The sequence below is a fragment of the Mucilaginibacter sp. OK268 genome, from assembly GCF_900103125.1.
Lineage (GTDB): Bacteria > Bacteroidota > Bacteroidia > Sphingobacteriales > Sphingobacteriaceae > Mucilaginibacter.
This window is the reverse complement of the sequence record NZ_FNJV01000003.1, coordinates 623,284-649,521: the sequence shown is the minus strand read 5'-3', so window position 1 is coordinate 649,521 and position 26,238 is coordinate 623,284. Positions and strand designations below refer to the sequence as shown.

15 protein-coding genes are annotated in these 26,238 nt (G+C 44.7%); 12 read left to right on the top strand and 3 right to left on the bottom strand.

Going from position 1 to position 26,238, the window contains the following annotated elements:
* Nucleotides 1-305: 305 nt before the first annotated feature.
* A complete protein-coding gene (locus tag BLR84_RS13070) occupies nucleotides 306-1,415 on the top strand; it encodes a twin-arginine translocation signal domain-containing protein (protein ID WP_090468569.1) in 1,110 nt (369 codons plus the stop codon).
* 214 nt (nucleotides 1,416-1,629) lie between these two features.
* Nucleotides 1,630-3,960, top strand: a complete 2,331-nt coding sequence (locus BLR84_RS13065; protein WP_090468567.1) for a GH92 family glycosyl hydrolase — start codon at nucleotides 1,630-1,632, stop codon at nucleotides 3,958-3,960.
* 209 nt (nucleotides 3,961-4,169) lie between these two features.
* Here BLR84_RS13065 and BLR84_RS13060 read toward each other — a convergent pair whose 3' ends face one another.
* Entirely contained in the window at nucleotides 4,170-5,072 is a 903-nt protein-coding gene (locus tag BLR84_RS13060) for an AraC family transcriptional regulator (RefSeq protein WP_090468566.1), read from the bottom strand.
* Between the two features lie 346 nt (nucleotides 5,073-5,418).
* Between BLR84_RS13060 and BLR84_RS13055 the strand changes: the two genes are divergently transcribed.
* The 10 genes from BLR84_RS13055 to BLR84_RS13010 all read left to right on the top strand — a co-directional run bounded on the left by BLR84_RS13055 (nucleotide 5,419) and on the right by BLR84_RS13010 (nucleotide 22,411).
* A complete protein-coding gene (locus BLR84_RS13055) occupies nucleotides 5,419-6,216 on the top strand; it encodes an SDR family NAD(P)-dependent oxidoreductase (protein WP_090468565.1) in 798 nt (265 codons plus the stop codon).
* Between the two features lie 5 nt (nucleotides 6,217-6,221).
* On the top strand, nucleotides 6,222-7,451 hold the full coding sequence (locus BLR84_RS13050) for an enolase C-terminal domain-like protein (protein ID WP_090468563.1): 1,230 nt from the start codon (nucleotides 6,222-6,224) through the stop codon (nucleotides 7,449-7,451).
* Between the two features lie 128 nt (nucleotides 7,452-7,579).
* Nucleotides 7,580-9,235, top strand: coding sequence for a sodium:solute symporter (locus BLR84_RS13045; protein ID WP_090468561.1), 1,656 nt, complete (start codon nucleotides 7,580-7,582; stop codon nucleotides 9,233-9,235).
* A gap of 12 nt (nucleotides 9,236-9,247) precedes the next feature.
* Nucleotides 9,248-9,679 (top strand): L-rhamnose mutarotase, encoded by a 432-nt coding sequence (locus tag BLR84_RS13040; protein WP_090469297.1) that lies wholly within the window; start codon nucleotides 9,248-9,250, stop codon nucleotides 9,677-9,679.
* 181 nt (nucleotides 9,680-9,860) lie between these two features.
* Nucleotides 9,861-12,143 (top strand): glycoside hydrolase family 95 protein, encoded by a 2,283-nt coding sequence (locus BLR84_RS13035; protein ID WP_090468560.1) that lies wholly within the window; start codon nucleotides 9,861-9,863, stop codon nucleotides 12,141-12,143.
* A gap of 212 nt (nucleotides 12,144-12,355) precedes the next feature.
* On the top strand, nucleotides 12,356-14,293 hold the full coding sequence (locus tag BLR84_RS13030) for an SGNH/GDSL hydrolase family protein (RefSeq protein ID WP_090469294.1): 1,938 nt from the start codon (nucleotides 12,356-12,358) through the stop codon (nucleotides 14,291-14,293).
* 7 nt (nucleotides 14,294-14,300) lie between these two features.
* Complete coding sequence (locus tag BLR84_RS13025; protein WP_090468558.1) at nucleotides 14,301-15,608, top strand: alpha-L-fucosidase; 1,308 nt, start codon at nucleotides 14,301-14,303, stop codon at nucleotides 15,606-15,608.
* 13 nt (nucleotides 15,609-15,621) lie between these two features.
* A complete protein-coding gene (locus BLR84_RS13020) occupies nucleotides 15,622-17,949 on the top strand; it encodes a glycoside hydrolase family 95 protein (RefSeq protein WP_090468557.1) in 2,328 nt (775 codons plus the stop codon).
* 16 nt (nucleotides 17,950-17,965) lie between these two features.
* Entirely contained in the window at nucleotides 17,966-20,059 is a 2,094-nt protein-coding gene (locus BLR84_RS13015) for an alpha-galactosidase (protein WP_090468556.1), read from the top strand.
* Nucleotides 20,060-20,218: 159 nt separating this feature from the next.
* Complete coding sequence (locus tag BLR84_RS13010; protein ID WP_090468554.1) at nucleotides 20,219-22,411, top strand: alpha-galactosidase; 2,193 nt, start codon at nucleotides 20,219-20,221, stop codon at nucleotides 22,409-22,411.
* 244 nt (nucleotides 22,412-22,655) lie between these two features.
* On the opposite strand, the gene BLR84_RS13005 is transcribed toward BLR84_RS13010, so the two are convergent.
* Both BLR84_RS13005 and BLR84_RS13000 read right to left on the bottom strand, forming a co-directional pair.
* The gene (locus BLR84_RS13005; RefSeq protein ID WP_090468552.1) at nucleotides 22,656-24,131 is read right to left on the bottom strand and encodes a hypothetical protein; all 1,476 of its coding nucleotides are present in this window, start codon (nucleotides 24,129-24,131) and stop codon (nucleotides 22,656-22,658) included.
* Nucleotides 24,132-24,778: 647 nt separating this feature from the next.
* On the bottom strand, nucleotides 24,779-26,188 hold the full coding sequence (locus BLR84_RS13000; RefSeq protein ID WP_090468551.1) for an MFS transporter: 1,410 nt from the start codon (nucleotides 26,186-26,188) through the stop codon (nucleotides 24,779-24,781).
* Between the last annotated feature and the right edge of the window lie 50 nt (nucleotides 26,189-26,238).

Genomic DNA, 26,238 nt, shown 5'->3' with positions numbered 1-26,238 from the left:
ATAGTGATCAGTTTTTAAAACTAAATATTTAATTTGAATATATTAAATGTATAGTCTGTTCATGTTACATTTTATTACGCGCAGCCGGTCCTTTATACGCATGGAGTGTTTGCCCGGTTATGTTTAAAATATCTGCGAAAAATACGACAAGTTTTCAAAACCCGTTTCTGCTGCTGTTTCATAAAAAAACTGTTGGATAGGGGCAGGGTAAATAATTTCCTTTTTCAAGCCTTAAGGTATCGGAAATTTGAAAGAAAATATATTACCTTAGCATTATGTTCATACAATAGAACAATTGTAAATCCATGGAGAAATCGAGAAGAAATTTTATAAAGAATTCAGCCATTGCATCCGCCCTGGTTGCTACCGCACCCGCAAAAAGTTTTGCTATATTACATCAGGATATGAAACCAAATGACCAAACCATCGGACAGGGAGAGTTTACCTATAAAGCCGATAAAAACTGGGCGAAGATCAGTGTGAACAGCAACCCGCTGGCCAATTGCCATGAAATGGTACAGGACAGTAAAGGCCGCTTGATTATGCTGGGCGACCACACCCATAACAACATCCTGATATTTGATAAATCGGGCAAACTGCTTGATTATTGGGGAACCTCACTGCCTGGCGGGCATGGTTTAAGTATCAGTAAAGAGGGTGGTGAAGATTTCTTATTGCTTACCGATTGCGGCTGGGCTTTGGACAGGACGGGTAATAACTACGGTCAGTCTGGCCAGGTATTGAAAACCACGCTAGATGGTAAACTGATATTTGCGATAGGGCACCCCCGAACCATTGGTATTTATAAAGATGACGAGCCCTTTAAACCCACCGAAACAGCTGTAGCGCCTAATGGTGATATTTATGTGGCCGATGGTTATGGCTCCGATTATATTATCCATTACAATAGCAAAGGTCAATATATCAATCACTTTGGCGGTCATCACAATACCAATAAAGATCATAACCTGGTGAATGCGCATGGTGTAACAGTTGATACCCGTGATAAAAATAACCCAACGCTGATATGTACCTCGCGTGAGGAAAACTGTTTTAAAGTATTTACGCTCGATGGTAAATTCATCAAACGCATTGATATGCCGGGCATGTACGTATGCCGGGCGGTGATCAATGAGCAAAATATTTATGCAGGTGTTTGCTGGTCGAAAGATGCAACCGGGAAACGTTTTGATTATTCGGGCTTTGTAACTGTGTTGGATGCAAAGGATAAAGTGGTATCTAACCCAGGCGGTGCCGCTCCGATTTATAAGAATGGGGTGCTGCAGCAAACCTTACAGTCGGTTAATCCTATTTTTCAGCACGGCCATGATGTTTGTGTAGATGAAGATAAAAATGTTTACGTATGCCAGTGGAATGCCTACCACACCGCTCCGGTAAAACTAACTCGTGTATAAACCGGGTAGATTGTAAAAATAGCGTTAATAATAGCCCGGCATCTCATAAAACCGGGCTAAATCATAAATTTGCTATCGTTTCCATATATAATCCATCAACATCGTGTTTTAATCTATGTCGGGCAAAAGGGTTCAGGTATATTTTTGCCAATCCTTACTTGTTAAACCAGTAATACCTTGTTGCCCGGTTATCAATAAACCTTAGTAAATAAACATGCTCAGAAATAATAGTACACTCAAGGCTATATGTATCGGCATCGGTCTGTCGCTATCTTTCCATACTGCATTGTTTGCCCAGCAAAAACAACTGGCCGACTATGTTAACCCCTTTATTGGTGCCAGCACCAATATGCAGTCGGCTGGTAACCCGGCCGGCTTGGGCAAAACCTTTCCGGGAGCTGCAGTTCCCTTTGGTATGGTCCAGGTAAGTCCAAACACCATTACCGGGGGAGATAACGGTCCGGGTTATAGCTACGAGCATAAAACTATAGAAGGTTTTGCCTTAACCCAAATGAGCGGTATAGGCTGGTATGGCGATCTGGGTAATTTTTTAGTAATGCCAACAGCTGGTACCTTGAAAACCAGCTCGGGTAAGGAGGGCCATCATGATGGTTACCGATCTTATTATGATAAGGCCAGCGAAAAAGCATCAGCCGGCTATTATTCAGTGATGCTGACCGATCATCAGATCAAATCAGAATTGACGGCCACACTGCATTGTGGGATCATGCGGTTTACGTTTCCGCAAGGCAGTGGCTCCCGGATCCAGATCGATCTTGCCCGTCGCGTTGGCGGTACCTCGGTTAATCAATATGTAAAAGTTATTGACGACCATACCATACAGGGCTGGATAAAATGTACACCCGAAGGCGGTGGCTGGGGTAACGGTGCCGGTCATGCTTTTTATACCGTTTACTTTTATGCCCAGCTGAATAAACCCTTAAAAGAATATGGTGTATGGAGCGCTAATATCCCGCAGGGCCAAACCCGCAAACTGGAAGATATTGAAAGCGCTAAATACCAGGACATCATAGCTCACGCTGCCATATTGCCCGGGATTAAAGAAAAGCTGGGCAAACACCTGGGCTTTTACACCGATTTTGATACCAAAGCCAATGAGCAGGTGATATTAAAAACAGGTATCTCTTACAACAGTATTGAAGGAGCAAAAAACAACCTGGAGACCGAGATTAAAGACTGGGATTTTGATAAAGTTCATCAGCAAGCCCGAGCTTTGTGGAACAAGGCTTTATCAAAAATACAGGTGACAGGTGGCACAACGGAAGAAAAATATAATTTCTATACAGCCATGTACCACACCATGATAGATCCGCGCACGTTTCAGGATGTGGATGGGAAATATCCCGGTGGTGATCTGAAACCCCATGTGGCCGATCATTTTACCAAACGAACCATCTTTAGCGGCTGGGATGTGTTCCGCAGCCAGATGCCACTGCAAACGCTTATCAATCCGGGTTTGGTGAACGATTTGATCAATTCGCAGGTTACATTGGCAACTGAGAATGGCTCGCATTTCTTTGATCGCTGGGAATTGTTGAACGCGTATAGCGGCTGTATGATCGGTAGTCCATCCATATCCGTTATTGCTGATGCTTATCAAAAAGGCATCCGCGGCTATGACATCAATAAAGCTTATGAGTACAGTGTAAATACCAATACAAAAGACGGTAATGGGCAGCGGGGATTTACAACCGGCGGTAACAGTATATCTGGCACGCTGGAGTATGCATATTTTGATTGGTGTATAGCGCAGCTGGCCAAATCCCTTGGTAAAAAAGAAGACGCCGCTAAGTACACCGAAAAAGCCCTGGCCTATAAAAATGTATGGGATAAAGATAAAAGCTGGTTCCGCCCGAAAAACAATAATGGCGAATGGCAAGAATGGCCCGCCGCCGGCAGATTGCAGCAAGGCTACGGTACGGTGGAGAGCAACCCGTATCAGCAAGGCTGGTTTGTTCCGCAGGATGTGCCGGGTTTGGCCAAGCTGTTGGGTGGTAATGAAAAGGCGATATCCGATCTGACAAACTTTTTTGAAAAAGCCCCGGCCAATTTACTTTGGAACGATTATTACAACCACGCCAACGAACCAGTGCATCATGTGCCATTTTTGTTTAATCGCTTAGGCGCGCCATGGCTTACCCAAAAGTGGACGAGGATCATTTGTCAGCGTGCATATCATAATAAAGTTGAGGGATTGGTGGGTAACGAAGATGTGGGGCAAATGTCGGCCTGGTATGTATTGGCCGCAAGTGGTATAGCGCAGGTTTGTCCGGGAGATATGCGCTATGAGATCACCAGTCCTGTGTTCAGCAAAGTGAAGATCAATCTCGATCCTAAATATGCCAAAGGAAAAGCATTTACTATTGTAGCCAAAAATAATTCCGCAGCTAACGTGTATATTCAAAGTGCCATGCTAAACGGCAGGCCATACCATCATTGTTATTTGGATTATGCCGCTATTTCATCAGGCGCAACTTTAGAGCTGGTGATGGGGCCTAAGCCTAATAAAGCCTGGGGGAAGTAGAGGGGGCAGTTTGCGGTTAGCAGTTGGCAGTAGATTTACCCTGACATCGCTTCACTGAAGACCCATTTTTCGTCTTTAAAAGGATAAAAAAATATGTCATTGCGAGCGTAGCGTGGCAATCTCGTCGCGTTCTCACGAATAAGAATAGCTACGAGATTGCTTCGTCGTACCTCCTCGCAATGACATGAAGGGGGCTCATCGCTAAGGTATCACCCCGTATTTTTCGCCGTAACCCTATACTGTTCCGGCGATGAGCCAACGTACTTTTTAAAGATGCGCGAAAAGTAATAAGGGTCATCATAACCAAGGGTGGTGGCTATGGTTTTTATTTTATCATCATGAGTATAAAGCAGCTGACAGGCCTTTTGCATTTTTAGATGGATAAAATAATCAATGGGTGGCATACCGGTAGCTTTCCGGAAGATATTGGAAAAATGCGATACCGATAAACTATGCCGGGCGGCCATATCTTCCACAGTGAGTTTCTGACTGATATTACCACGCATATTATTGATGGTTTTGGTAATGATATCGCCATCATCCTCTTTATCGTGTTGAACATGCCGCTGTGGAAACAGGAACGTAGCTATCAAATGGTGCAGGCAAAAACTGGCGTTGCACAGGTTCTCTATGCTGTAGCCCATTTCCAATGTTTGGTAGATATTTTGCCATATCTCTATGGCTTTTTCATTAAAGGGTATTTGTATCGGGCCTTTGGTGATATTCAGGTTGAGTGATTGATTAAGGGCATGGATATGGTCGCCGGTATAGTGTACCCAATAAATTGTCCAGGGATCGTCCTTATCGGCCCAGTAGCGGATGTATTTATCTGTAGCAGGTATAATGATGAACTGGTTTGATGTTACCTCATAACGCTTATTGTCCAATATATAATGCCCCTTTCCCTGCAGGCAATAGATCAGGATATTGTCATCACACCCCTTCCTTCGCTCGCGGTAATGAGCGGCCGCTTTCGGAAAATAGCCCATATAGGTAATATAAATACGGAAAAGCTCAGAGCTCTTATCTTTAGCATGCCGCAGTATTTTTTGCGGGATAGCCAACATCTTTTCTCCTATAAAGCCATCCCGTCTTTTTAAGCTGCTGTTCATGAAGGTAATAATTGGTTTTGTAGTGGAATATTACATCATCAAAAGATCTGTACGTAATATATGATGCTATTATAGATAAAACAATCTGCAAATACAATCACTTAAGGCATATTGTAAACTGGTGACAGCATTTTGCCAATATCCAATACTTTTCTACTCATTTTTAGTTGAATAATCCATTAAAAAAAATGTTTTGCCTATTATAAACAATAGCACAGGGCTTTACTTTTGAATTGTTCTGTAATACCAATTTAACCATACTGTAAATAAATTTTAAGGAGATGCCGTATTGAAAGCTACACACTAAGTAGCTGATGCGATTCCTTGACTTTAACTATAAAAATATATGTTACTCAAAAACAAAGTGATTTTTTTGACCGGTGGTACCGAGGGTATTGGTTTAGAATGCGCCAAAGTATACAGCGCTGCCGGGGCCCGGTTGAGCATCATCTCCCATAATGAAACCAGTATTTTGGAAGCAAAGGCAAAATTGCCGGCAGGCGGGATATTGTTTATAAAAGCAGATGTTTCTATAGCCGGCGACATGCAAAGAGCCATTGCCGAAACAGTAACTGTTTTTGGTAACATTGATGTGATCCATAATAATGCCGGTATATCGAATCCCTCCAAAGCCGTACATGAAACTACTGCCGAAGAGTGGGATAGACTATTTGACGTGAATGTAAAAGGTATTTATAACACCACCCGCTTTGGTATTGATGAGCTCAAAAAAACTAAGGGAAATATTTTGAATACCAGTAGTCTTGTTGGGGAGATAGGACAGGAGATCCACGCGGCATATAGCGCAACCAAGGGAGCCATTAACGCGCTTACCAAGTCAATGGCGCTTGATTACGCACCTTATGGTATCCGGGTGAACGCGGTTGCCCCGGCAGGTGTATGGACGCCTATGTTACGCAGTTGGAGCCAGCAGCAACCAGATCCGCTTACGATTGAAAATTATTTGAATGGGATCCATGCTTTGGGTTATTGCCCCGAGGGTGATGTAGTGGCCGATGCTTGTTTGTTCCTGGTATCTGAACAGGCCCGTTTTATTACGGGCTGTATTTTACCGGTAAGCGGTGGGGCTGAATTAGGCTATCGTCGTGTTATTAATCCATCAAACCCATTAAATCAGATCTAAAATACATGATAAAGAATATCAAAGTAGACGACGTACGCTATGCCCTTGATGGCAGCGCCGGAAGTGATGCCATACATACCGATCCGGTTTATTCCTACGCGGTAACCCGTTTGTTTGATGATAGCGGACTAACAGGCACTGGTTTTGCCTTTACCCTGGGCGAAGGCAACGACCTGGTTTGCAAAGCCGCCCATTATTATGCTGGCAAACTGGTGGGTAAAGATATTGAAGAAACCATGGCCGATTTTGGTCGCTTATTTAACCAGTTGTCCAATGACCAGCAATTCCGTTGGCTGGGGCCGCATAAGGGTGTGGTGCACCTGGCGCTGGCTTCTGTTACCAATGCCTGTTATGATCTTTGGGCCAAAAAGAGAGGCGTTCCCTTATGGAAACTATTGACCGATCTTTCGCCAGAGCAAATTGTGGCCACGCTTGATCTTTCGTATCTGGAAGATGAACTGACCCAATCGCAGGCCATCCAAATGCTGGCGGAGCAAAGGTCGACTAGTCGTCAGCGGGAAAATATTTTGCAAACCGGTTATCCGGGCTATGATACATCTATCGGATGGTTCAACTATTCCGACGAAAAGGTACGCGAAAACTGTAAAAAGGCGCTGGAAGAAGGTTTCACTGCCATGAAGCTTAAAGTAGGTTCTGTTGACCCGGAAAGGGATATCCGCAGGGCACACATCGTTCGTGAGGTGGCGGGTGATAATATAAAAGTAATGCTCGATGCCAACCAGCAATGGAACCTGCCACAGGCTATATCTATCTGTAACAAATTTAAAAGCATGAACCCTTACTGGGTAGAGGAACCTACCCACCCGGATGACGTACTAGCTCATAAAACACTGGCCGATGCCGTAGCCCCGGTAAAGCTGGCCCTGGGTGAGCATGTGCCCAATAAGATCATCTTTAAAAACTACCTGCAAACCGGTTGCGCCTCCTTTATCCAGGTGGATGCCGTGCGGGTGGGTGGGGTAAGCGAATTTATCACGGTGAGCCTTTTATGTAAAAAGTATAGTGTACCGGTAGTGCCTCATGTGGGCGATATGGGGCAGCTACATCAGCACCTGGTATTGTTCAATCATATTTCGATGGGGCACGAGGCTTTGTTTTTAGAGCATATACCGCATTTACAACAACATTTTGTTAACCCGGTGCATATTACCAACGGCGTATACATCACCCCGCAGGAGCCAGGCAGTAGTTGCGATCTGATAGCGTTGGGTTAGAGTCAAGAATCAAGAAAAGAAAAATCAAGAATGTAAAATCAGGATATGAGAATCATAAGAGGGTTAATAAAGCTATAAGTTTTTGTCTTAACTCTTGATTCTTGTCTCTTGATTCTAAACAAAAAACCATGATCCACACCCCCGATTTAGTTATCAGTGCCCTATACATCGCCTTTATTTTTATTATAGGGCTATGGTCGGGCATCCGCCACCAGCGTAAAACCCGGAATAACAATAACGAGGCGGGGGAGTACTTTTTGGCCGGTAAAAAACTGCGCTGGCCCATGATCGGTCTGGCCTTATTCGCTACCAATATATCCTGCGTGCATTTGGTGAGCCTGGCCCAAAGTGGCTTTGATAAAGGTCTGCTCAATGGCGATTTTGAGTGGATGGCGGCCTTTACGCTCATATTGCTGGCTTTGTTCTTCGCGCCATTCTATATTAAATCTGGCGTGGCTACACTGCCCGATTTCCTGGAGAAAAGATATGATCGTGCCAGTCGCGATTGGCTGGCTATCATATCCGTGGTATCCGCAGTGCTTATTCATATCGCTTTTTCCTTATTGGCCGGTGGGGTGGTACTGCATACTTTATTTGGCGTTGATATGTATACCAGTGTTATTGTCATCTCTATCATCACCACCATTTATACCATCGTTGGCGGCCTGACTGCTGTGGTGGTGACTGAATCTATCCAAACCCTGGTACTTTTAGGTGGCGCTATTATTATGAGTATTGCCGCGTACAATAAAATGGGCGGCTGGGAACCGATGGTTGATGTATTAAAACATACGGGCGAATTAAACAAACTCTCCATGCTTCGTCCACATGGCGATCCGAGCGGAATGCCCTGGTACGCTGTATTTTTAGGCTACCCGGTATTAGGGATCTGGTATTGGTGCGCCGATCAAACCATTGTGCAACGAGTATTGGGTGCCAAGGACGAGAACCATGCCCGCGTGGGACCTTTGTTCTGTGGTTTTATTAAAATATTACCCGTTTTTATTTTTGTGATGCCAGGCCTGTTTGCCTACACACTGGCACAAAGCGGTCACCTGGATATTTCGGCATTAAAATCGGTTGTTGCGGGAAAAGAGGTAGTTGACAGTAAAGGCATCTACACACTCATGATCACACAGCTGATACCACAGGGATTGATAGGGGTGTTGGTTGCTGCCTTATTGTCCGGCTTAATGAGCCAGATTTCGGGTGCCTTAAACTCCATCTCCACCATTGTGAGCTACGATATTTATAAACGCTATAAACCAGATGCACAGGATGCCGGACTGGTAAAAGTGGGTAAAATAGCTGCCGGAGTATCGCTGGTTTTGTCACTGGCATTGCTGCCTTTGCTTAACCGGTACGGCAGTATTTTCGATGGCTTGAACGATATCATCGCGCATATAGCTCCACCCATAACCTGCGTGTTCCTGCTGGGTGTATTCTGGAAAAAGGCGTCGGCGGTATCGGCCAAGTATACCTTGTGGATAGGTTCGGCTATTGGGGTGATCGTATTCGCGATGAATAAGTTATTTCCGGATACGGTGATAGGGCAGATACCATTTATGATGATGGCTTTTTACCTTTTTGTGATCTGTGTGCTGATACAGGTAACGCTATCCTATGCCTACCCGGTACAGCATACCAAAGAAAGTTCAGTATTGTACTGGCGATCGCCTTGGGAGCCTTTACGCGGCCCGGCATGGAGCGGTTTAGGGAATTACAAAGTGCTCTCGGTATTGCTGGTATTAATCATGGTAGTGCTTTTTTACATTTTTAGATAACGGGTTATGTATATGAAAAAACTCTGTATAGCGATCATCTGCCTGCTGGCTTTTTCGGCATGTGATCATCAGCAAGCGCAACAATCAGCAACCGATACCGTCAAAGTAAAACGCTTTGGTATGGTTACCGGCCTAAAGCCCGAAAGGCTGGCTTACTATAAAAAACTGCACGCCGCAGCCTGGCCGGGGGTATTAAAAAAGATCAAAGAGTGCCATATCCGCAACTATTCCATCTACATTCAAAAAATAGAGGGCAAGTATTTTCTGTTCAGCTATTTTGAATATGCGGGGACTGATTTCGACAAAGATATGGCCCGGATGGCTGCCGATACCACCACCCAACGCTGGTGGAAAGAAACTAATCCCACACAGAACCCCTTGCCAGAAGCTGCGGCCCAGCAAAAAATATGGCAAAATATGGAAGAGGTTTTTCATACCGATTGATCATGATATCCGACAAAATGTAACAAATATCATGTGTGTTTAAATTAAAACTGTAAGTATTACATTTAATTTATATTTTTAGCCTCGATTGCTGCATCTGGGTACTTTTGGAGATAGAATATGGTATAAATATCCGGAGCAAGCAATAAAAACCAATTAAATACATAAATTTTCGTTTCTGATGATTAAAAAGATTGCTTGTTTTTCGCTTTTTTTAACGCAAACCGTATGGGTGGTTACCGCAGATGCCCAACAGGTAAATCCCGGCCTGCGCCAAAAAAGTTTACTGGTTTGGGATGATAAACCCGCTAAAAACTGGATGACCGAAGCCTATCCCATAGGCAATGGCCGCATGGGTGGTATGGTATTTGGCGGATTGGCCCAGGAACATATCCAGTTTAACGAGATCAGTTTGTGGACAGGCGACGAGAACGAAACCGGCGCTTACCAGGCTTTTGGCGATCTGTACATCGATTTTAAGGGTAAGGATTCTACCCAAAAAATACCCGCAAATTATCGCCGTGAGCTGGATATCAGTAAGGCGGTACAACAGATCAGCTATACCGACGGCGGCATAATTTACAAACGCGAGTATTTTTGCAGTTTCCCTGGTAAGATGATGGTACTGCATTTTGGCGCTGATAAAAAAGGCGTCTATTCAGCCACTATTAAATTAAAAGATGCTCATAACTCAGTGGTAACCGCTAATGGTACAACATTACAAATTACCGGCAAGTTGGATAATGGCCTGGCCTATGATGGCGAAGTAACCATTAAAACAGAAGGCGGCTCTACCCACGTAGAATCGGATGGTAAAGGCGGCTCACAATTGGTGATCAGCAAAGCCGATGGTTTTACCCTATTACTGGCAACTGCTACCGATTACAGTAACCAGCGCGAACAACACTGGCGCGGCGAAGCACCAGGTATCAAAGTAAAACAGGCACTTGCGGCTACTCTGGGTAAAACCTTTACTCAATTGTTAGCAGCTCATCTTCAGGATTACCAGGCTTTATTTGGCCGGGTAGCTATTGATTTAGGGAATACCCCGGCAGAGCAAGCTGCTTTACCAACTTACAAGCGTTTGGCGGTTTATAAAAGCAAAGGCGACCCGCAGTTAGAAGCTTTATTATATCAGTACGGCAGGTATTTGCTCATCAGTTCATCACGTAAAGGTGGCTTGCCCGCTAACTTACAAGGCTTATGGAATGAAAGCAATAACCCGCCATGGCGCAGCGATTATCACTCCAACATCAACATCCAGATGAACTACTGGCTGGCTGAGCCAACCAATTTGTCCGAGTGTCATTTCCCATACCTCGATTATATTAACAGCATGCGCGAGGTGAAAAAGGAAAGCACCCGCAAAGAATATCCAGGTGTTCGTGGTTGGACGGTAAAAACCGAGAATAATATTTACGGCGGCTCCAGCTTTTTGTGGAATACTCCCGGCAGCGCCTGGTATATGCAGGGCATTTGGGAGCATTACGCTTTTACACAAGATAAAGCCTATCTCAAAAACTTTGGCTACCCCATTTTAAAAGAAGTGGTAGAATTTTGGGACGATCACCTGAAACGTCGCCCCGACGGAACGCTGGTTTCGCCACAGGGCTGGTCGCCAGAGCATGGCCCTACCGAAGACGGCGTAACTTACGACCAGGAAATAGTGTACGACCTTTTCACGAACTATATTCAAGCTACTGATGTTTTAGGTATCGATAAAGCATACCGCGACCGTGTTGCCGATATGCGTGAGCATCTCCTGAAACCAAAAATTGGTAAATGGGGACAATTACAGGAATGGGAAACCGACCGTGATGATCCGAAAGATACGCACCGCCACTCTTCCAACCTGTTTGGTCTGCATCCGGGTAGCCGCATTAGCACCTTGAAAACACCCGAACTGGCCAAGGCTGCCAAAGTAAGCTTACTGGCCCGTGGCGATGTATCCACAGGCTGGTCGATGGCATGGAAAATTAATTTCTGGGCGCGTTTGCAGGATGGTAACCATGCTTATACCATTCTGAATAATTTTATAACACTGGTCGGCGGTTCAGGTGTAAATTATAACGAAGGCGGCGGTTTATATTCCAACCTTTTCTGTGCTCATCCGCCGTTCCAGATTGACGGAAACTTTGGCTACACAGCCGGGGTAACCGAAATGCTGTTGCAAAGCCAAACCGGCGAATTACAATTATTACCGGCATTGCCAAAAGGATGGCTAACGGGTAGTGTACAAGGCCTGCGTGCCCGCGGCGATTTTGAGATTACCAATATGGAATGGAAAGACGGCAAAATTGTTAAGCTCAGCATTAAATCCTTAGCAGGTGGAGATTGCAGGCTGCAAAGCCCTAATGCTTTAAAAACCAATGTACAAGTGTCAAAAACCGATGGAGCAGGTAGTGATGTGGCCTATAGTTTTAAGACAGAGGTAGGGAAAGTTTATGATTTTGAGGGGAATTGACCTCACCCTGCCCTCTCCAAAGGAGAGGGTTCAAAAGCACTATCCAAAGTATTAAAGTCCTCTCCTTTGGAGAGGATTTAGGTGAGGTGTGGGATTGTCCATCTACTTCAAAGATTTATCCATTTTTTGAGATACAATTAGCCAATACATTTACCAAACCAGTAAGAAGCCTTCCGGCGAAACTATTATAACAGTATTACATGATGCAAGGCATGATAAAATTTAAATACCTATTTATTTTAACACTATCATTCGGCGCTTTTTTACCGGTAAAAGCCCAGGATAAAAATACCCTTTGGAAGGGTTTTGAAAAAGCTACCGTGACTATTGACGGGCACGACGCCTATTATGTAAAACCTACGCACCCACTGCCCGGTAATCCCTGGGTATGGCGCGCCTCCTTCCCGGATTGGCATACCGAAATTGACAGCATATTACTCACCAGGGGCTTTTACGTTGCCTTTGTTAATGTCGATAATCAATATGGCAGTCCGCAGGCCTTGCAGATTTGGGATAAATTCTATGCCTATTTAACCGAAAAACAATCATTTGCCCACAAAGTAGCGCTCGAAGCCGTGAGCCGTGGTGGTCTTTATGTGTACGGCTGGGCTAAGCGCAATCCCGATAAAGTAAGCTGTATTTATGGCGAAACCCCCGTTTGCGATTTCAAAAGCTGGCCAGGTGGCAAAGGTAAAGGTCCGGGTGATGCCAATAACTGGAAAGAGTTAAAAGAAGTGTACCATTTTACCGAAGAACAGGCACTGGCCTGTAAAGATAACCCGATAGATAACCTGGAAGGGCTGGCCTCGTTCCGCGTGCCGGTACTGCATACCATCGGTTTAAATGATAAACTGGTGCCGCCTGACGAAAATTCTTACCCCTTTGCCCAAAATTACATCGCTTTGGGTGGTCCGGTGAGCATTCAACCCATAACCCAGGGACCTGTGGAACTCCAGGGCCATCACGTTAAAATTGATCGCCCTGAATATTATGCCGATTTTATCTACAACAACTCATACCCGGTAAAAAACGCGCTGCCGTACAGCAATTATGTAAACACGGCCAGCAAGCTCAATAACTTTTACTACGCGGTTACGGTTAAAAAGAAAGCCACGGTTTCGTTCCTGGGCGGATCCATCACCTTTAATCCGGGCTGGCGCAACAAGATCTGCCGGTATTTAAAAGAGACCTATCCGGAAACCGATTTTCATTTTATAGCCGCCGGTATACCTTCGTTAGGCAGTTTGCCGCATGCTTTCCGCGTACAGCGCGATATCCTGGATTCGGGCAAAACCGATCTGCTGTTTTTAGAAGCTGCCGTGAATGATCGTGGTACTGATAGTACCACCCAGGTACGCGCCTTGGAAGGTATTGTGAGGCATGCCCGCAACGCTAATCCCTATACCGACGTGATCCTGATGGCTTTTGTCGATCAGCAAAAAATGGAGAACTATGCTAAAGGCAAAGTATCGCCCGAGTTGTTGAACCATGAACTGATAGCTAAACATTATAACCTGCCCTATGTAAACCTGGCACTGGAAGTAAACGACAAGATCAAAAATAAAGAGCTCACCTGGGCCGATGATTTTAAAGATATCCACCCGGCACATTATGGGCAGGAACTCTACTTCGCTTCGATCAGAACACTGTTACAGGAATGTGTGGAAGATAAATACAAGGTTCCGTTTAAAATGCCGCTGCCCCAGGTAATTGATAAGGCTCGTTATGAAAATGGCAGCTATTACGATCTGACGAATGCCAAACTGGGTAAAGGATGGCAGATCACACCCGATTGGAGTCCTAAGGACGGTCTTTCAACCCGTGATGGTTTTGTGCATGTGCCGGTATTAAATGCCGATGAACCGGGTTCAGAACTTTCGCTGCCATTTAAAGATAACGCCGTAGGAATTGCCATTGTAGCCGGTGGCGATGCAGGTACCATATCCTATTCGGTTGATAACGGCCCATATAAAGATAAGGACTTGTTCACGGAGTGGAGCAGCTGGCTGCACCTACCCATTTATCATATACTGGGCGATAATTTGAGCAATGGTAACCATGTGCTTAAAATTAAGATCAGCGATAAAAAGAACAGTTCGAGCAAGGGACATGCCTGCCGGATCGTCCATTTTTTGGTAAACAACAAATAAACCAGATATGATGAAGAAAAAAGCGGGGTTGGTGATGGCCCTGGCGTTAAGCATTTGCACTGTATTTGCCCAGGAGGTTAAAACACCAAAGGTGGTTATGGATCAGTTTATGGATAAACGTTTTGGTATGTTCATTCATTTTGGCCCGGTTACTCAGCGCGGTACCGAAATTGGCTGGAGTCGTAATGCCGAGGTAAGCCAGGCCGATTATGATAACCTGTACCACGAGTTTGATCCTCGTTTGTTCAATGCCGATGCCTGGGTAAAAACAGCTAAAGATGCCGGCATGAAATATCTGGTGATCACTGCCAAACATCACGATGGGTTTTGCTTATGGCCAACTGCTTTTTCAAATTATAACATATCCAACTCGCCTTTTAAGAGAGATATAGTAGGCGAGCTTGCCCAGGCCTGCAAAAAACAGGGGGTAACTTTTTGTATCTATTTTACCGTGTTAGACTGGCATGATCCTGATTATCCCATCCACAACCCGCATGACACTACCCAAAGTAAGGGTGTTGGCGGCAACATGACTGCCTTTAAAACCCGCATGAAAAACGAGTTGAAAGAAGTGATCACCAAATACAAACCCTTTATGCTTTGGTTTGATGGTTATTGGGAAAAGCCCTGGACAACTGCCGATGGTAAAGAAATATACCAGTTTATTAAAAGTGTTGATGCCAACGTAATCGTCAACAACAGATTAGGCAAGATAAGCGACAAATTGAATGAAGAGTCGGTAGGTGACTTTTTAACCCCCGAACAACGCATAGGAGAGATCAACATGAATGAGCCCTGGGAAAGCTGCATTACTATTTGCAACCAATGGGCCTGGAAACCGAACGACCAGATGAAGTCATTAAAACAATGCATCCAGACGTTGGTAACAACCGCGGCTGGTAATGGCAACCTGTTGTTTAATGTTGGCCCGGCAATGGATGGCCATATTGAAGCCCGCCAGGTAAAACGCCTGCAGGAAATGGGCGATTGGTTAAAACAATACGGTGAAAGTATTTACAGTACCCAGGGAGGACCCTATGCTCCTAATGCTGTTTACGCGGCTACCCGTAAGGGCAATAAAATATACCTGCATGTTTTTCAGCGCAAAGATGGAGTGCTGACTATTCCCGCTATTCCGGGTGTAAAGATCACCAAATCCTATTTTATGAATGGGGACGCTGTAGTTATTAAAGCAGATAAAAACAATTATCAGATTACCCTGCCTGCTACCATGCCCGATGAAAATTGCTCGGTGATTGTTCTGGATCTTAATAAAAGCGCGCAGGACATCCCGGTAATACCCGCAAAAGCCTAATTATTTAAAACCAATGATATCCAAACGTATCACATCAATAACAAGTATTTTGTTATTAACTTCAACGCTGAGTTTTGCGCAAAAACAAGCGTTAAGATTGCATTACGACAAACCCGCAGCCGTATGGGAAGAAACCTTGCCCCTGGGTAACGGCAGGCTGGGCATGATGCCCGACGGTGGCGTGAACGATGAAAAGATCGTATTGAATGATATTACGCTATGGTCTGGTTCACCGCAGGATGCCAACAACTACGAGGCCTACAAACAGCTGCCGAGGATAAAGGAGTTGCTACTGGCCGGTAGAAATGTAGAAGCACAAGCTTTAATTGATAAAGACTTTGTGTGCAAGGGACCGGGATCGGGCGGTACACGATGGGGATGTTACCAGGTTTTGGGCGATCTGGATCTGAAATTTGACTACAGTAAACCCGATGCGCAAGTTACCAATTACCAAAGATCACTATCCTTGAACACAGCGGTAGCCAATACCAGCTACCAGGTTGATGGCGTTACCTACAAACGCGAATACTTCACCAGTTTTGGTGATGATGTAAATATGATCAGGCTAACGGCTGATAAACCCGGCAAGCTTAATTTTAGTATCAATATATCGCGTCCCGAGCGGTCGGCTACCAGTACCAGCGGTAATACGCAGCTACTACAGGGTAGGCTGGATAACGGTACCGATGGTAAGGGTATGCAATACCAGGCCAGCGTTAAGGCCGAATTAACCGGAGGTACCTTGAGCAGTACTGCAAACAACCTGGTCGTAAAAAATGCCACCGAGGTTATCATTTACGTGTCGGCAGCTACGGATTTCCGCAAGCCCAATTTTAAGCAAAGGATCCAGCGTGACTTGGATGCTAGTATGAAAAAGCCTTATGCGGTACAAAAGCAACAGCATATCACCAACTTTCAAAAACTGTTTAACCGCGTCGATATCAATTTAGGCTTGACTGAAAGTACCGAAACCACCGATCAGCAATTGATCAGTTTTCATAAAGAACCTGGTAAGCATAAAGATATGCCGGTGCTGTTCTTCCAGTTCGGCAGATATTTAAGTATCAGCAGTACACGCGTAGGTCTGCTGCCACCGAACTTGCAAGGGCTTTGGGCTAACCAGGTGCATACCCCCTGGAACGGCGATTACCACCTGGATGTAAACGTACAGATGAACCATTTTCCAGTAGAGGTGTCTAACCTGTCGGAGCTGAATCTACCCCTGGTTGAACTCGTACGCGGCCTGGTGAAACCTGGTGAGCGTACAGCCAAAGCCTATTACAATGCCGACGGCTGGGTGGCCCACGTGATCACCAACGTTTGGGGATGGACAGAGCCCGGCGAAAGCGCCTCATGGGGTGTAACCAAAGGTGGCTCGGGCTGGTTGTGCAGCAACATCTGGGATCACTATGCTTTCAGCAATGATAAAGCTTATTTAAAAAGTATTTATCCCATTTTAAAAGGCTCGGCGCAGTTTTATAGCAGCATCCTCATCAAAGATCCTAAAAGCGGCTACCTGGTTACAGCGCCGTCCTCGTCACCCGAAAATGCTTTTTACCTGCCCGATGGCAGCCACGCCAGCATCTGCATCGGTGCTACTTTTGATAACCAGATCATGCGCGAGTTATTTACCAATGTGATCACCGCCTCCAAAACCCTGGGCATTGATAAAGCGTTCCGTGATACACTGCAGACAAGATTAAAACAGATCCCGCCTCCAGGTATCATCAGCAAAGATGGCCGCATACAGGAGTGGATGGAAGACTATAAAGAGACCGAACCGCAGCACCGTCATATTTCGCATCTGTATGGTATCTACCCTGCCTCTGAAATTACACCCGACGGTACACCCGAACTGGCCGAAGCAGCTAAAAAAACGCTTAACGTTCGCGGCGATGACGGCCCAAGCTGGTCAATCGCTTATAAACTATTATTCTGGGCGAGATTGCATGATGGTAACCGAGCTTACAAGCTGTTTACGGAGATTATGAAACCTACAACCCGTACCGATATCAATTATGGTTCGGGCGGTGGTATTTATCCCAACCTGCTGTCTGCCGGTCCGCCGTTCCAGATCGATGGTAATTTTGGTACTACCGCGGGTATCGCCGAAATGCTGATCCAAAGCCACGCCGGTTATATCGACCTGCTGCCTGCCATACCCGATAGCTGGAAAGCATCTGGTTCGGTCAAAGGCCTCAAAGCCCGCGGAAACTTTACCGTTGATTTTGCCTGGAAGGATGGAGTAGTAACCACTTACAAGATCACTTCGCCTGATCCGCGCAGCGTGAAGGTTAAAGTAAACGGGGTAATAAAAAATATTACCGCTCAAAAAAGTTAAACAATTTAAACTATACATGAAGCCTGTTGCAATAGTCACGAATCAGTTCATCCCAAAAATAGCCCGGCCGGTTTTAGTGTTCGCACTACTACTGGCTTTGCCATTTGTAAATAACGTCTCGGCGCAGGCGCGTAAACAAGCGGCCTCAGACCAGGTCATAATACCTTATGGCGCAGGTAATGCCATTATCTATAATCTGAAAAGCGGCTTGTATTCTGTTACTAAAAATAAATACCTGGCATACAATAAGGTAGGCGCCACCATCTCAATTAATGGTAAAATTATCTCCACTAAAGATTATGCATCCCGCACCTATACCAAAATAGCTATTACCGATGGTTTTGGTAAGGGCGTTAAATATACCGTGACTTTAAGTGGTAAAAATCTTAACCCAATCAAACAAGTATTTTACACCTATCCGAATCACGAGTATTTTATCACCCAGATAGAAGCTTCCGGCAAAGGGCTGCAAACCAATTCCATCATTCCGTTCTCGGGCAATATAGCCGCTGTTGACGGCGATGCGCGTAGCATTTTTGTGCCTTTTGATAACGATACTTTTATCCGCTATAATGCCAAACCTTTTAACGCGCCATTCACCAATATGAGCGCCGAAGTTGGAGCCGTGTACAACAACGATAGCCGCAACGGCTTTGTGGCTGGCTCTATAGAGCACGAGGTATGGAAAACAGGTATCCGCAGTACTGCCAAAAAAGATAGCGGTAATGCTATTCAGGTTTGGGCAGGGTACACCGAAAACAGCGTCACCCGCGATAACATCGCCCACGGAACAATCAGCGGCGATATAGTTAAATCGCCAAAAATACTGGTAGGGTACTTTGACGACTGGCGCACCGGCATGGAAGAATATGCCAAAGCCAACCGCATTGCCGAACCGCCCTACGTATTTAACTGGACAAAACCTACACCCGTAGGCTGGAACAGCTGGGGTGTGATGCAGGATAAACTCACCTACGAGAAAGCTACCAAAGTGGCCGACTTTTTTGCCGATAGCCTGGCCGGTTTCCGCACGGGTAAAACAGCTTTTATCGATCTGGATTCCTACTGGGACTTTATGGTGAAAGGCGGCGCCGAAGGTGATTACAGCAAGCTTAAACAATTTGCCGATTACTGCAAAAGCAAGGGCCTGGAACCCGGCGTATATTGGGCCCCATTTACAGATTGGGGATGGAAAGATGGCCCGCAGCGTAAAGTTCCCGGCAGCAAATATACCTTCGGCGATATCTGGACAAAAGTAGGTAACAGTTATCATGATATTGACGGCGCCCGCGCTATCGACCCAACCCATCCAGGCACCCGCGAACGTATTGACCTCACCATAGGTAAACTGAAAGCCTGTGGTTTTAAAATGATCAAGATCGACTTTTTAGGTCATGCTACCGCCGAATCGACCCATTTTTATGATCCCACAGTAACCACAGGCATGCAGGCTTACCGCAAAGGAATGGAATACCTGACTGATAAACTGGGCGACCAGATGCTCATTTACGCGGCCATTTCGCCGAGCTTGGCAACGGGGCGTTACGTGCATACCCGCCGCATAGCCTGCGATGCTTTTAAAACTATAAAAGATACCCAGTATACCCTCAACAGCGTAAGCTATGGTTGGTGGCAAACCTTTTTATACAACTACGTTGACGCCGACCATGTGGTGTTATCCATCGAGAGCGAAGGGGCCAACCGCGCCCGCTTTTTATCGGCTGTTATCACGGGTACGGTAATTACCGGCGACGATTTTTCGGTACACGGACAATGGAGCGACAGGGCCAAAACCTGGTATCAGAACCCGGAAGTGATCAAACTAATCGAAAACGGCAAAACGTTTAAACCCGTTGAAGGTAACACCGGCGAAAACGCCTCCGAAATGTTTACCCAGAAAATTGGAAATAGTATCTATATTGCCATTTTCAATTACGGCAGTGAACCAAAAACTTTTGCTATGGATGGCAAACGCCTGGGCTTGAACGATAAAGCAGAGTACAAGTTAAATGAATTGCTGCAGGGCAACGTTCTGGGCGAAACATTAAGCTTTAAGCTCGATGGTGGCGACGCGGCCTTGTATAAATTGGATATTGAAGAGAAGAAATAAACAACAAGATCTTTTACGTAGAGACGCATATTTGCGTCTCAGATATTTGCGTCTCAGACCATGCAAAGCTGTCTTTTATACGGGAGACGCAAATATGCGTCTCTACAAATAAAATTACTAAACACATAACACTGAAAATAACCTTATAAATTGAGAAATATGTTCCGAAATCATTTACTGCCCTTATGCCTGGTTGGTAGTCTGTTTACAGCAGGCAGCAGTTTTGCCCAGGTAGTGACTATCCCGGTCGAAACACAGCACAATGCTCTTGTGCTGCAAACCGATGCCAATAAAAACTTGAAGATGGTTTACTTCGGCGCTAAGCTGAGTAATACCGCAGAGTACGCGCACATCCAAAAAATGTATAATCAAAAGGACGATTCCGGTATCCTCAACTCGGCTTATACACCATCTGGTTCAGCTAACCTGGCCGAACCCGCCATTACCGTAACCCATGCCAATGGCGATAAGTCGCTTAGCCTTGCTTATGTGAGCCATGAGGTTACTAAGGTTGCCGATGATATTTCGCTGTTAACCGTTACGCTGAAAGATCCTGTTTATGATTTTGAGGTGAAACTGTTTTACAAAACCTATTTTAAAGAAGATGTTACCGAACAATGGTCGGTGATAAAACATCATGAAAAAGGTGAGGTGGTATTAAACAAATTCGCTTCGGCTAACCTGAACTTAAAAGGTGCCGGCTTTTGGCTGAAACAATACCACGGCAACTGGGCCGAAGAAATGCGTCCCGAAGAAGCTAAACTAACGCATGGCATCAAAACCATCGACAGTAAACTGGGTACCCGTGCCAACCTGTACGAGCCATCTATGTTCGCGGTATCTATAGATAAACCGGCTACTGAAGATGAGGGTAAGGTTTTGCTGGGCGCGCTGGAATGGTCTGGCAATTTCAAGATCGACTTTGAGCTGGATGTTGCTGATAACCTGCGGCTGATTGCCGGTATTAACAATGCCGCGGCTGAATATCATTTAAAGCCGAATGAAGAGTTTGCTACGCCAGCTTTGGTGTATACTTACTCAGATCAGGGTAAAGGCGATGCCAGCCGTAAATTACAGCGCTGGGCCCGCAAATACAAAATTGTCGACGGCGAAGGTTCAAGATTGACCCTGCTGAACAACTGGGAATCCACCTATTTTGATTTCAATGAAACCAAACTGGCTGAATTATTAAAAGACACCAAGAAACTGGGTGTCGACCTGTTTTTATTAGACGATGGCTGGTTTGCCAATAAATATCCGCGTAACGGCGACCATGCAGGCCTGGGCGACTGGCAGGAGAACAAACAAAAACTGCCCGACGGCATTAGTTGGCTGGTGAAAGAAGCACAAAACAATGGTGTAAAATTCGGTATCTGGATTGAACCCGAAATGGTTAATCCTAAAAGCGAGCTGTATGAAAAACATCCGGATTGGGTGATCAAACAACCAAATCGTCCCGAAAAATATTTCCGTAACCAGCTGGTGCTCGATTTGACTAATCCTAAAGTGCAGGATTTTGTGTTTGGCGTAGTAGATAACCTGTTCACCAAAAATCCCGATCTGGCCTATATCAAATGGGATTGTAATGCTGTGATCTATAACGCGTATTCGGCTTATCTGAAAAAGGATCAGTCGCATTTGTATACCGATTATGTGCGTGGCTTATACAAAGTGCTGGAGCGTGTACGGGCTAAATATCCAAAAGTGCCATTGATGCTATGTTCAGGCGGCGGTGGTCGTGTGGATTATGGCGCGTTGAAATATTTTACCGAGTTTTGGCCAAGCGACAATACCGATCCGCTGGAGCGCGTGTTTATCCAGTGGGAGTACTCATACTTCTATCCGGCCATCACCAGTTCCAACCACGTGACCGATTGGGGTAAACAACCACTCAAATTCCGTACAGATGTAGCCATGATGGGTAAACTGGGCTTTGATATCGTGATCAGCAAATTGGGCGAGCAGGACCTGGACTATGTGCATGGTGCACTGAAGAACTACGATAACCTGAAAGAAGCTATCTGGCATGGCGATCAGTACCGTTTACAAAGCCCATGGGATAACGATGCCGCATCTATCATGTATGTAGACAATGCCAAAGCAAAAGCGGTGATGTTTAACTACCTGGTGAATAACCGTTACGGTACGGGTACCCCGGTACCAATCCGTTTGAAAGGTCTTGATCCGCAGAAAAAATACCAGGTAAAAGAGATCAACCTTTACCCGGGAGCTAAATCATCCATAGAAAACGACCTGGTATTAACCGGCGACTTCTTGATGAACGTAGGCGTAAACCCACGCGTAGATAAAAACAGAACCAGCGTAGTGCTGGAACTGGATGAAGTGAAGTAAAACCTCACCCAACCCTCTCCACGCCGATAGCTATTGGAAGAGAGGGCTTTAAAAATCATTGCAAGCTATGTCATTGCGAGCGATAGCGCGGCAATCTCCTCGTATATATTAACGCGAGGAGATTGCTTCGTTGTTCCTCCTCGCAATGACATTTTTTTATTTTTCACCCCTCTTTACGGCGAAGCCGAAGAAAGGGGTGTCGAGCGCAGTGTAGACGGGTGAGTCGTCGTCACCTGCGTTCAGGTTATGGTGTAACCAAAGTCCCTAAAAAGGTTTTAACAATTCTTATGGGGGGAGTTGTTCCATTGCTCGGGGTTACCAAAACGGTTACCCTTACTAAAGCAGTTTCAGTAGTTGGGGTAAGCTTTCTTCCATCAATGGTAGTATTATCAATAACTGCAATATTTCCAATGGTTTCTGTGGCTGCCGAGTAATTATAGAATGAACTTGACGCGTCAAGGTTTTCTAATAATACCTGGGCATTTTGTACAGTTACGGTTGCCGAACCTGTAACAGCGGTGTTTTTTTGTATAGAAGTAACAAAAGCAGGATCTAAAGTAAAAGTATTCACATAATAAGCATTAGCCGGGCCGTCCCAGCTGGAAGGCGCTGTAGTTTTTGTACTGGTAATATGTACGGTTGGTTTATTAGGGAAATTAAATACACCTAAGGGCGAAGTATACAATGGAGGAGGGGCGCCTACCGAATTGCCAACCGTTTGACCTGGTACCACAAGACTGTTAGGCACAAGGGGCTGGCTGGCTGTCAATGTACCATTCATGGTAATGGTTGAATTCATTTTTAAATCCACCTCCTGGGTATTGCCGCTGCTCCCTCCGAATATAGCATCTAAAAACCCGGTTATATTGCCTGCTAAACCACCGGAAGCAGCGCCGGCAATATTTGTTCCGGTGGCAAAACCTGCAGTTCCATATATTTCTACAGCAGATAATCCGGCATTGATTAAAGCTCCTGCCCAGTTAAAACCACTTGATTTTTGGGTTATGTTACCGGTTATCCCCCCTGTTGAGGTACCATTCAAATTTATTTGACTAATACTTACTGTTCTTGAATTCCATGTAAAGCCCAGGTTGGGGTAGGTGGTTGCTGCAAAGTTGGGGTCGTAAGCGATTTGATATTGCATGGCATACCATCCACCGCCATAAGAAACACCGCTATTATTGGTTTTAGTAAAAACGCTGGTATTGGCAGTAACATCAACAATATCCCCGCCTTCAAAATTCAGCATTTTAGAGGTTGTGCTGTTGTTAGTATAAAGGCTTAATCCATGCTCAATATCTACATTATTATTAATATACGATGGAGGTATATATAAATAGAACCTTAATAAGCCCCTGTAAACATTATATAAGGCAAAATACAAACCACCTGCCGGCTGCTGACTGGCAGTTGGATAAACAGTGGTATTAAATGTATTGTAAACCAATTTCCAGCCGTCTGAACTTTTATAATCACTAACAAGGTAAGCATCAATAGGGGTGCCCGACTGACTTTGCCATGGAAGGGATACACTTGTTGGCGAACTTGGATTAACCGGCATACTTGTCGCTGTTTCCCAGTTAAAGGAGTAGTTAAGCGCGTCCTGGGTTTTACCTCTTGTTTTACTAATAGGAGTAATCGATTTGAGATCTTTTTTGCAAGCTATTAAACTTGTGGCAAAAATAAATACAATAAATGTGGGGTTTTTGAGATTTTTCATTTAATTGAGTTTAAAGTTTGACTTAAATTTAATATTTTATTGATATTTTACTTTATTTTCGTAATTTTTATCATTATTGTAATTATTAAAATGCTATTTATGTATATATTCTTATTATAAATTTACTTTTATGAAAAAAAATATCGAATTGGAAAAAAATGCTCATTATTTAATGGTTCTGTGGTTTTTTTAAATTCGATTTATTGAATAGGTGTAAACTAGATAGGCGGTTGGTTTGAAATTTTGATATTTAATGTGGTTTGGCAACGTTTGTTTGAAAAACTAAGTCCATTGTGGCTTATTTAAAAAATATTCCATCTCCTCTTAGGTTTCTGAAAGGATACTGAGAGAGCTACTGATAAAGCTTTTATCCTACCCAAAAAATCCGTATATTTGTATATACAACGGCCCGGTTTTCTCCCAAACAGAGAGAACCGGGCCGTTTGCATAAAGACCAAAATAGGCCAAAAAACGACGATTTAATACATAGTTATTTGATAATCAATTATTTAATACTTTTTAAACCTTTCAAAACCCATCAAAAATTTGTTAAAAAGTGTTAAAATGGCGTTAAAACTTTGTTAAAATGGGCGAAAGTGATGTGTTTTTACCCTGTTTTTAACTAAAAAATTGTTAAAATTTAAGGTTTAAAAAGTTTTTGTCTGTGGTTTGCCGGGCAGCAAAAACAAAAACAGGCTCACCATACCCAGCAGAAAAATATTGATCCCGGTGGCCATCCGGTAAGCCGATATGTACCCGGCCAAACTGGTGTCGCCGGCCAGCCGGTAAAAAAATACACCGCCCCCTATACCTATCCCCAAAGCAATAGCGGTTTGCTGAAAGGTGGAGAAAGTACCGGAAGCGGCCCCTGCAAAATGGGTTGGAATGCTTTTGAGGGCCATAGTCAACAACGATGGCAACACTGATCCGCAGCCGGTACCATAAATAAAAAGCACAGGTAATAGTAAATACCTGCTGACTGTCGCTGAATTGAAAAACAGTAAATGAAACAGGAGCGAAGTAACCATGATCAAAACACCAACCTGCAGCACCCGTTTGCCATAACGTGGTACCAGGCGAAGGGACAATAGCGAGGCCACCACATACCCAACACCCTGGAACACAAAGAATACCCCGGTTTCGGACGAGCTGATACCAAAACCGTTTTGAAACAGGATCACATTAATTACAAAATAGGTGTCCTGTACCATAAAGTAGAACAGTACAGCGCAAAGACCAATATTAAAGTCCTTAAATCCGAACAGGCGGACGTCAACCAGAGGCTCCTGCCCCTTATGCAGTTTCCGGCGTTGGTCGAGCACAAACAGGTATAACAATAGGAGTGAGAGCGCGATAGATGTCATGCTCCACCAGGGCCAGTGAAGCTCAGGGCCCCGGACCAAAGGGTATATCAGTGATATCAGGGCTACGGTTAGTAAGCTGACACCCGAATGGTCAAATCGGGATTTTTTGGAGGTTTTGGTATCCTTCAGAAATATGGCTGCCAGGATCGCGGCTACCAAACCGATAGGTAAATTAATGAGGAAGATCAATCGCCAGCCATCCATCAAAAAGTGAATATCCGGTAGCAGGCCCCCTAAAAACTGCCCTATGATAGAGGCAGTGCCAGCAATACTTCCGTAAATACCCAGGGCCCTGATACGGTCGTGGTGTAGCGGAAAAAGTACCTGGATGTAAGTAATGCTCTGCGGGATCATAAAAGCGGCGCTGATACCCTGCAAAAAGCGCGAAGTATTGATCTGCCAGGCTGTTTGCGAAAAACCACACAGGCAGGAGGTAACAATAAACAGCAGCATAGAAATTATAAAAACGTTCTTTTTGCCATAATGATCGCCGGCCCGGCCGCCGGTGATCAGGAAGGCGGCGTAGCCCAGCAGGTATAGCACAATAACCAACTGGATATCACTATCGGAACCATGTATACCCCTTTTTATAGAGGGGATAGCCACATTGACGATAAATATATCAATCACTGATAAAAACACTGCCGACGACAGGATAACCAGCAGCAACCACCTTGAAATTTGCTTGTTCATAATTTGCAGATAAATGAATTTAACCGGCTTTAAGCCTGATTTTGTTAACT

Bases quoted from the DNA above. Each gene is read 5' to 3' on its own strand.
- BLR84_RS13070 (WP_090468569.1), top strand. From the start codon at position 306: ATGGAGAAATCGAGAAGAAATTTTATAAAGAATTCAGCCATTGCATCC.
- BLR84_RS13065 (WP_090468567.1), top strand. From the start codon at position 1,630: ATGCTCAGAAATAATAGTACACTCAAGGCTATATGTATCGGCATCGGT.
- BLR84_RS13060 (WP_090468566.1), bottom strand. From the start codon at position 5,072: ATGAACAGCAGCTTAAAAAGACGGGATGGCTTTATAGGAGAAAAGATG.
- BLR84_RS13055 (WP_090468565.1), top strand. From the start codon at position 5,419: ATGTTACTCAAAAACAAAGTGATTTTTTTGACCGGTGGTACCGAGGGT.
- BLR84_RS13050 (WP_090468563.1), top strand. From the start codon at position 6,222: ATGATAAAGAATATCAAAGTAGACGACGTACGCTATGCCCTTGATGGC.
- BLR84_RS13045 (WP_090468561.1), top strand. From the start codon at position 7,580: ATGATCCACACCCCCGATTTAGTTATCAGTGCCCTATACATCGCCTTT.
- BLR84_RS13040 (WP_090469297.1), top strand. From the start codon at position 9,248: ATGAAAAAACTCTGTATAGCGATCATCTGCCTGCTGGCTTTTTCGGCA.
- BLR84_RS13035 (WP_090468560.1), top strand. From the start codon at position 9,861: ATGATTAAAAAGATTGCTTGTTTTTCGCTTTTTTTAACGCAAACCGTA.
- BLR84_RS13030 (WP_090469294.1), top strand. From the start codon at position 12,356: ATGATAAAATTTAAATACCTATTTATTTTAACACTATCATTCGGCGCT.
- BLR84_RS13025 (WP_090468558.1), top strand. From the start codon at position 14,301: ATGATGAAGAAAAAAGCGGGGTTGGTGATGGCCCTGGCGTTAAGCATT.
- BLR84_RS13020 (WP_090468557.1), top strand. From the start codon at position 15,622: ATGATATCCAAACGTATCACATCAATAACAAGTATTTTGTTATTAACT.
- BLR84_RS13015 (WP_090468556.1), top strand. From the start codon at position 17,966: ATGAAGCCTGTTGCAATAGTCACGAATCAGTTCATCCCAAAAATAGCC.
- BLR84_RS13010 (WP_090468554.1), top strand. From the start codon at position 20,219: ATGTTCCGAAATCATTTACTGCCCTTATGCCTGGTTGGTAGTCTGTTT.
- BLR84_RS13005 (WP_090468552.1), bottom strand. From the start codon at position 24,131: ATGAAAAATCTCAAAAACCCCACATTTATTGTATTTATTTTTGCCACA.
- BLR84_RS13000 (WP_090468551.1), bottom strand. From the start codon at position 26,188: ATGAACAAGCAAATTTCAAGGTGGTTGCTGCTGGTTATCCTGTCGTCG.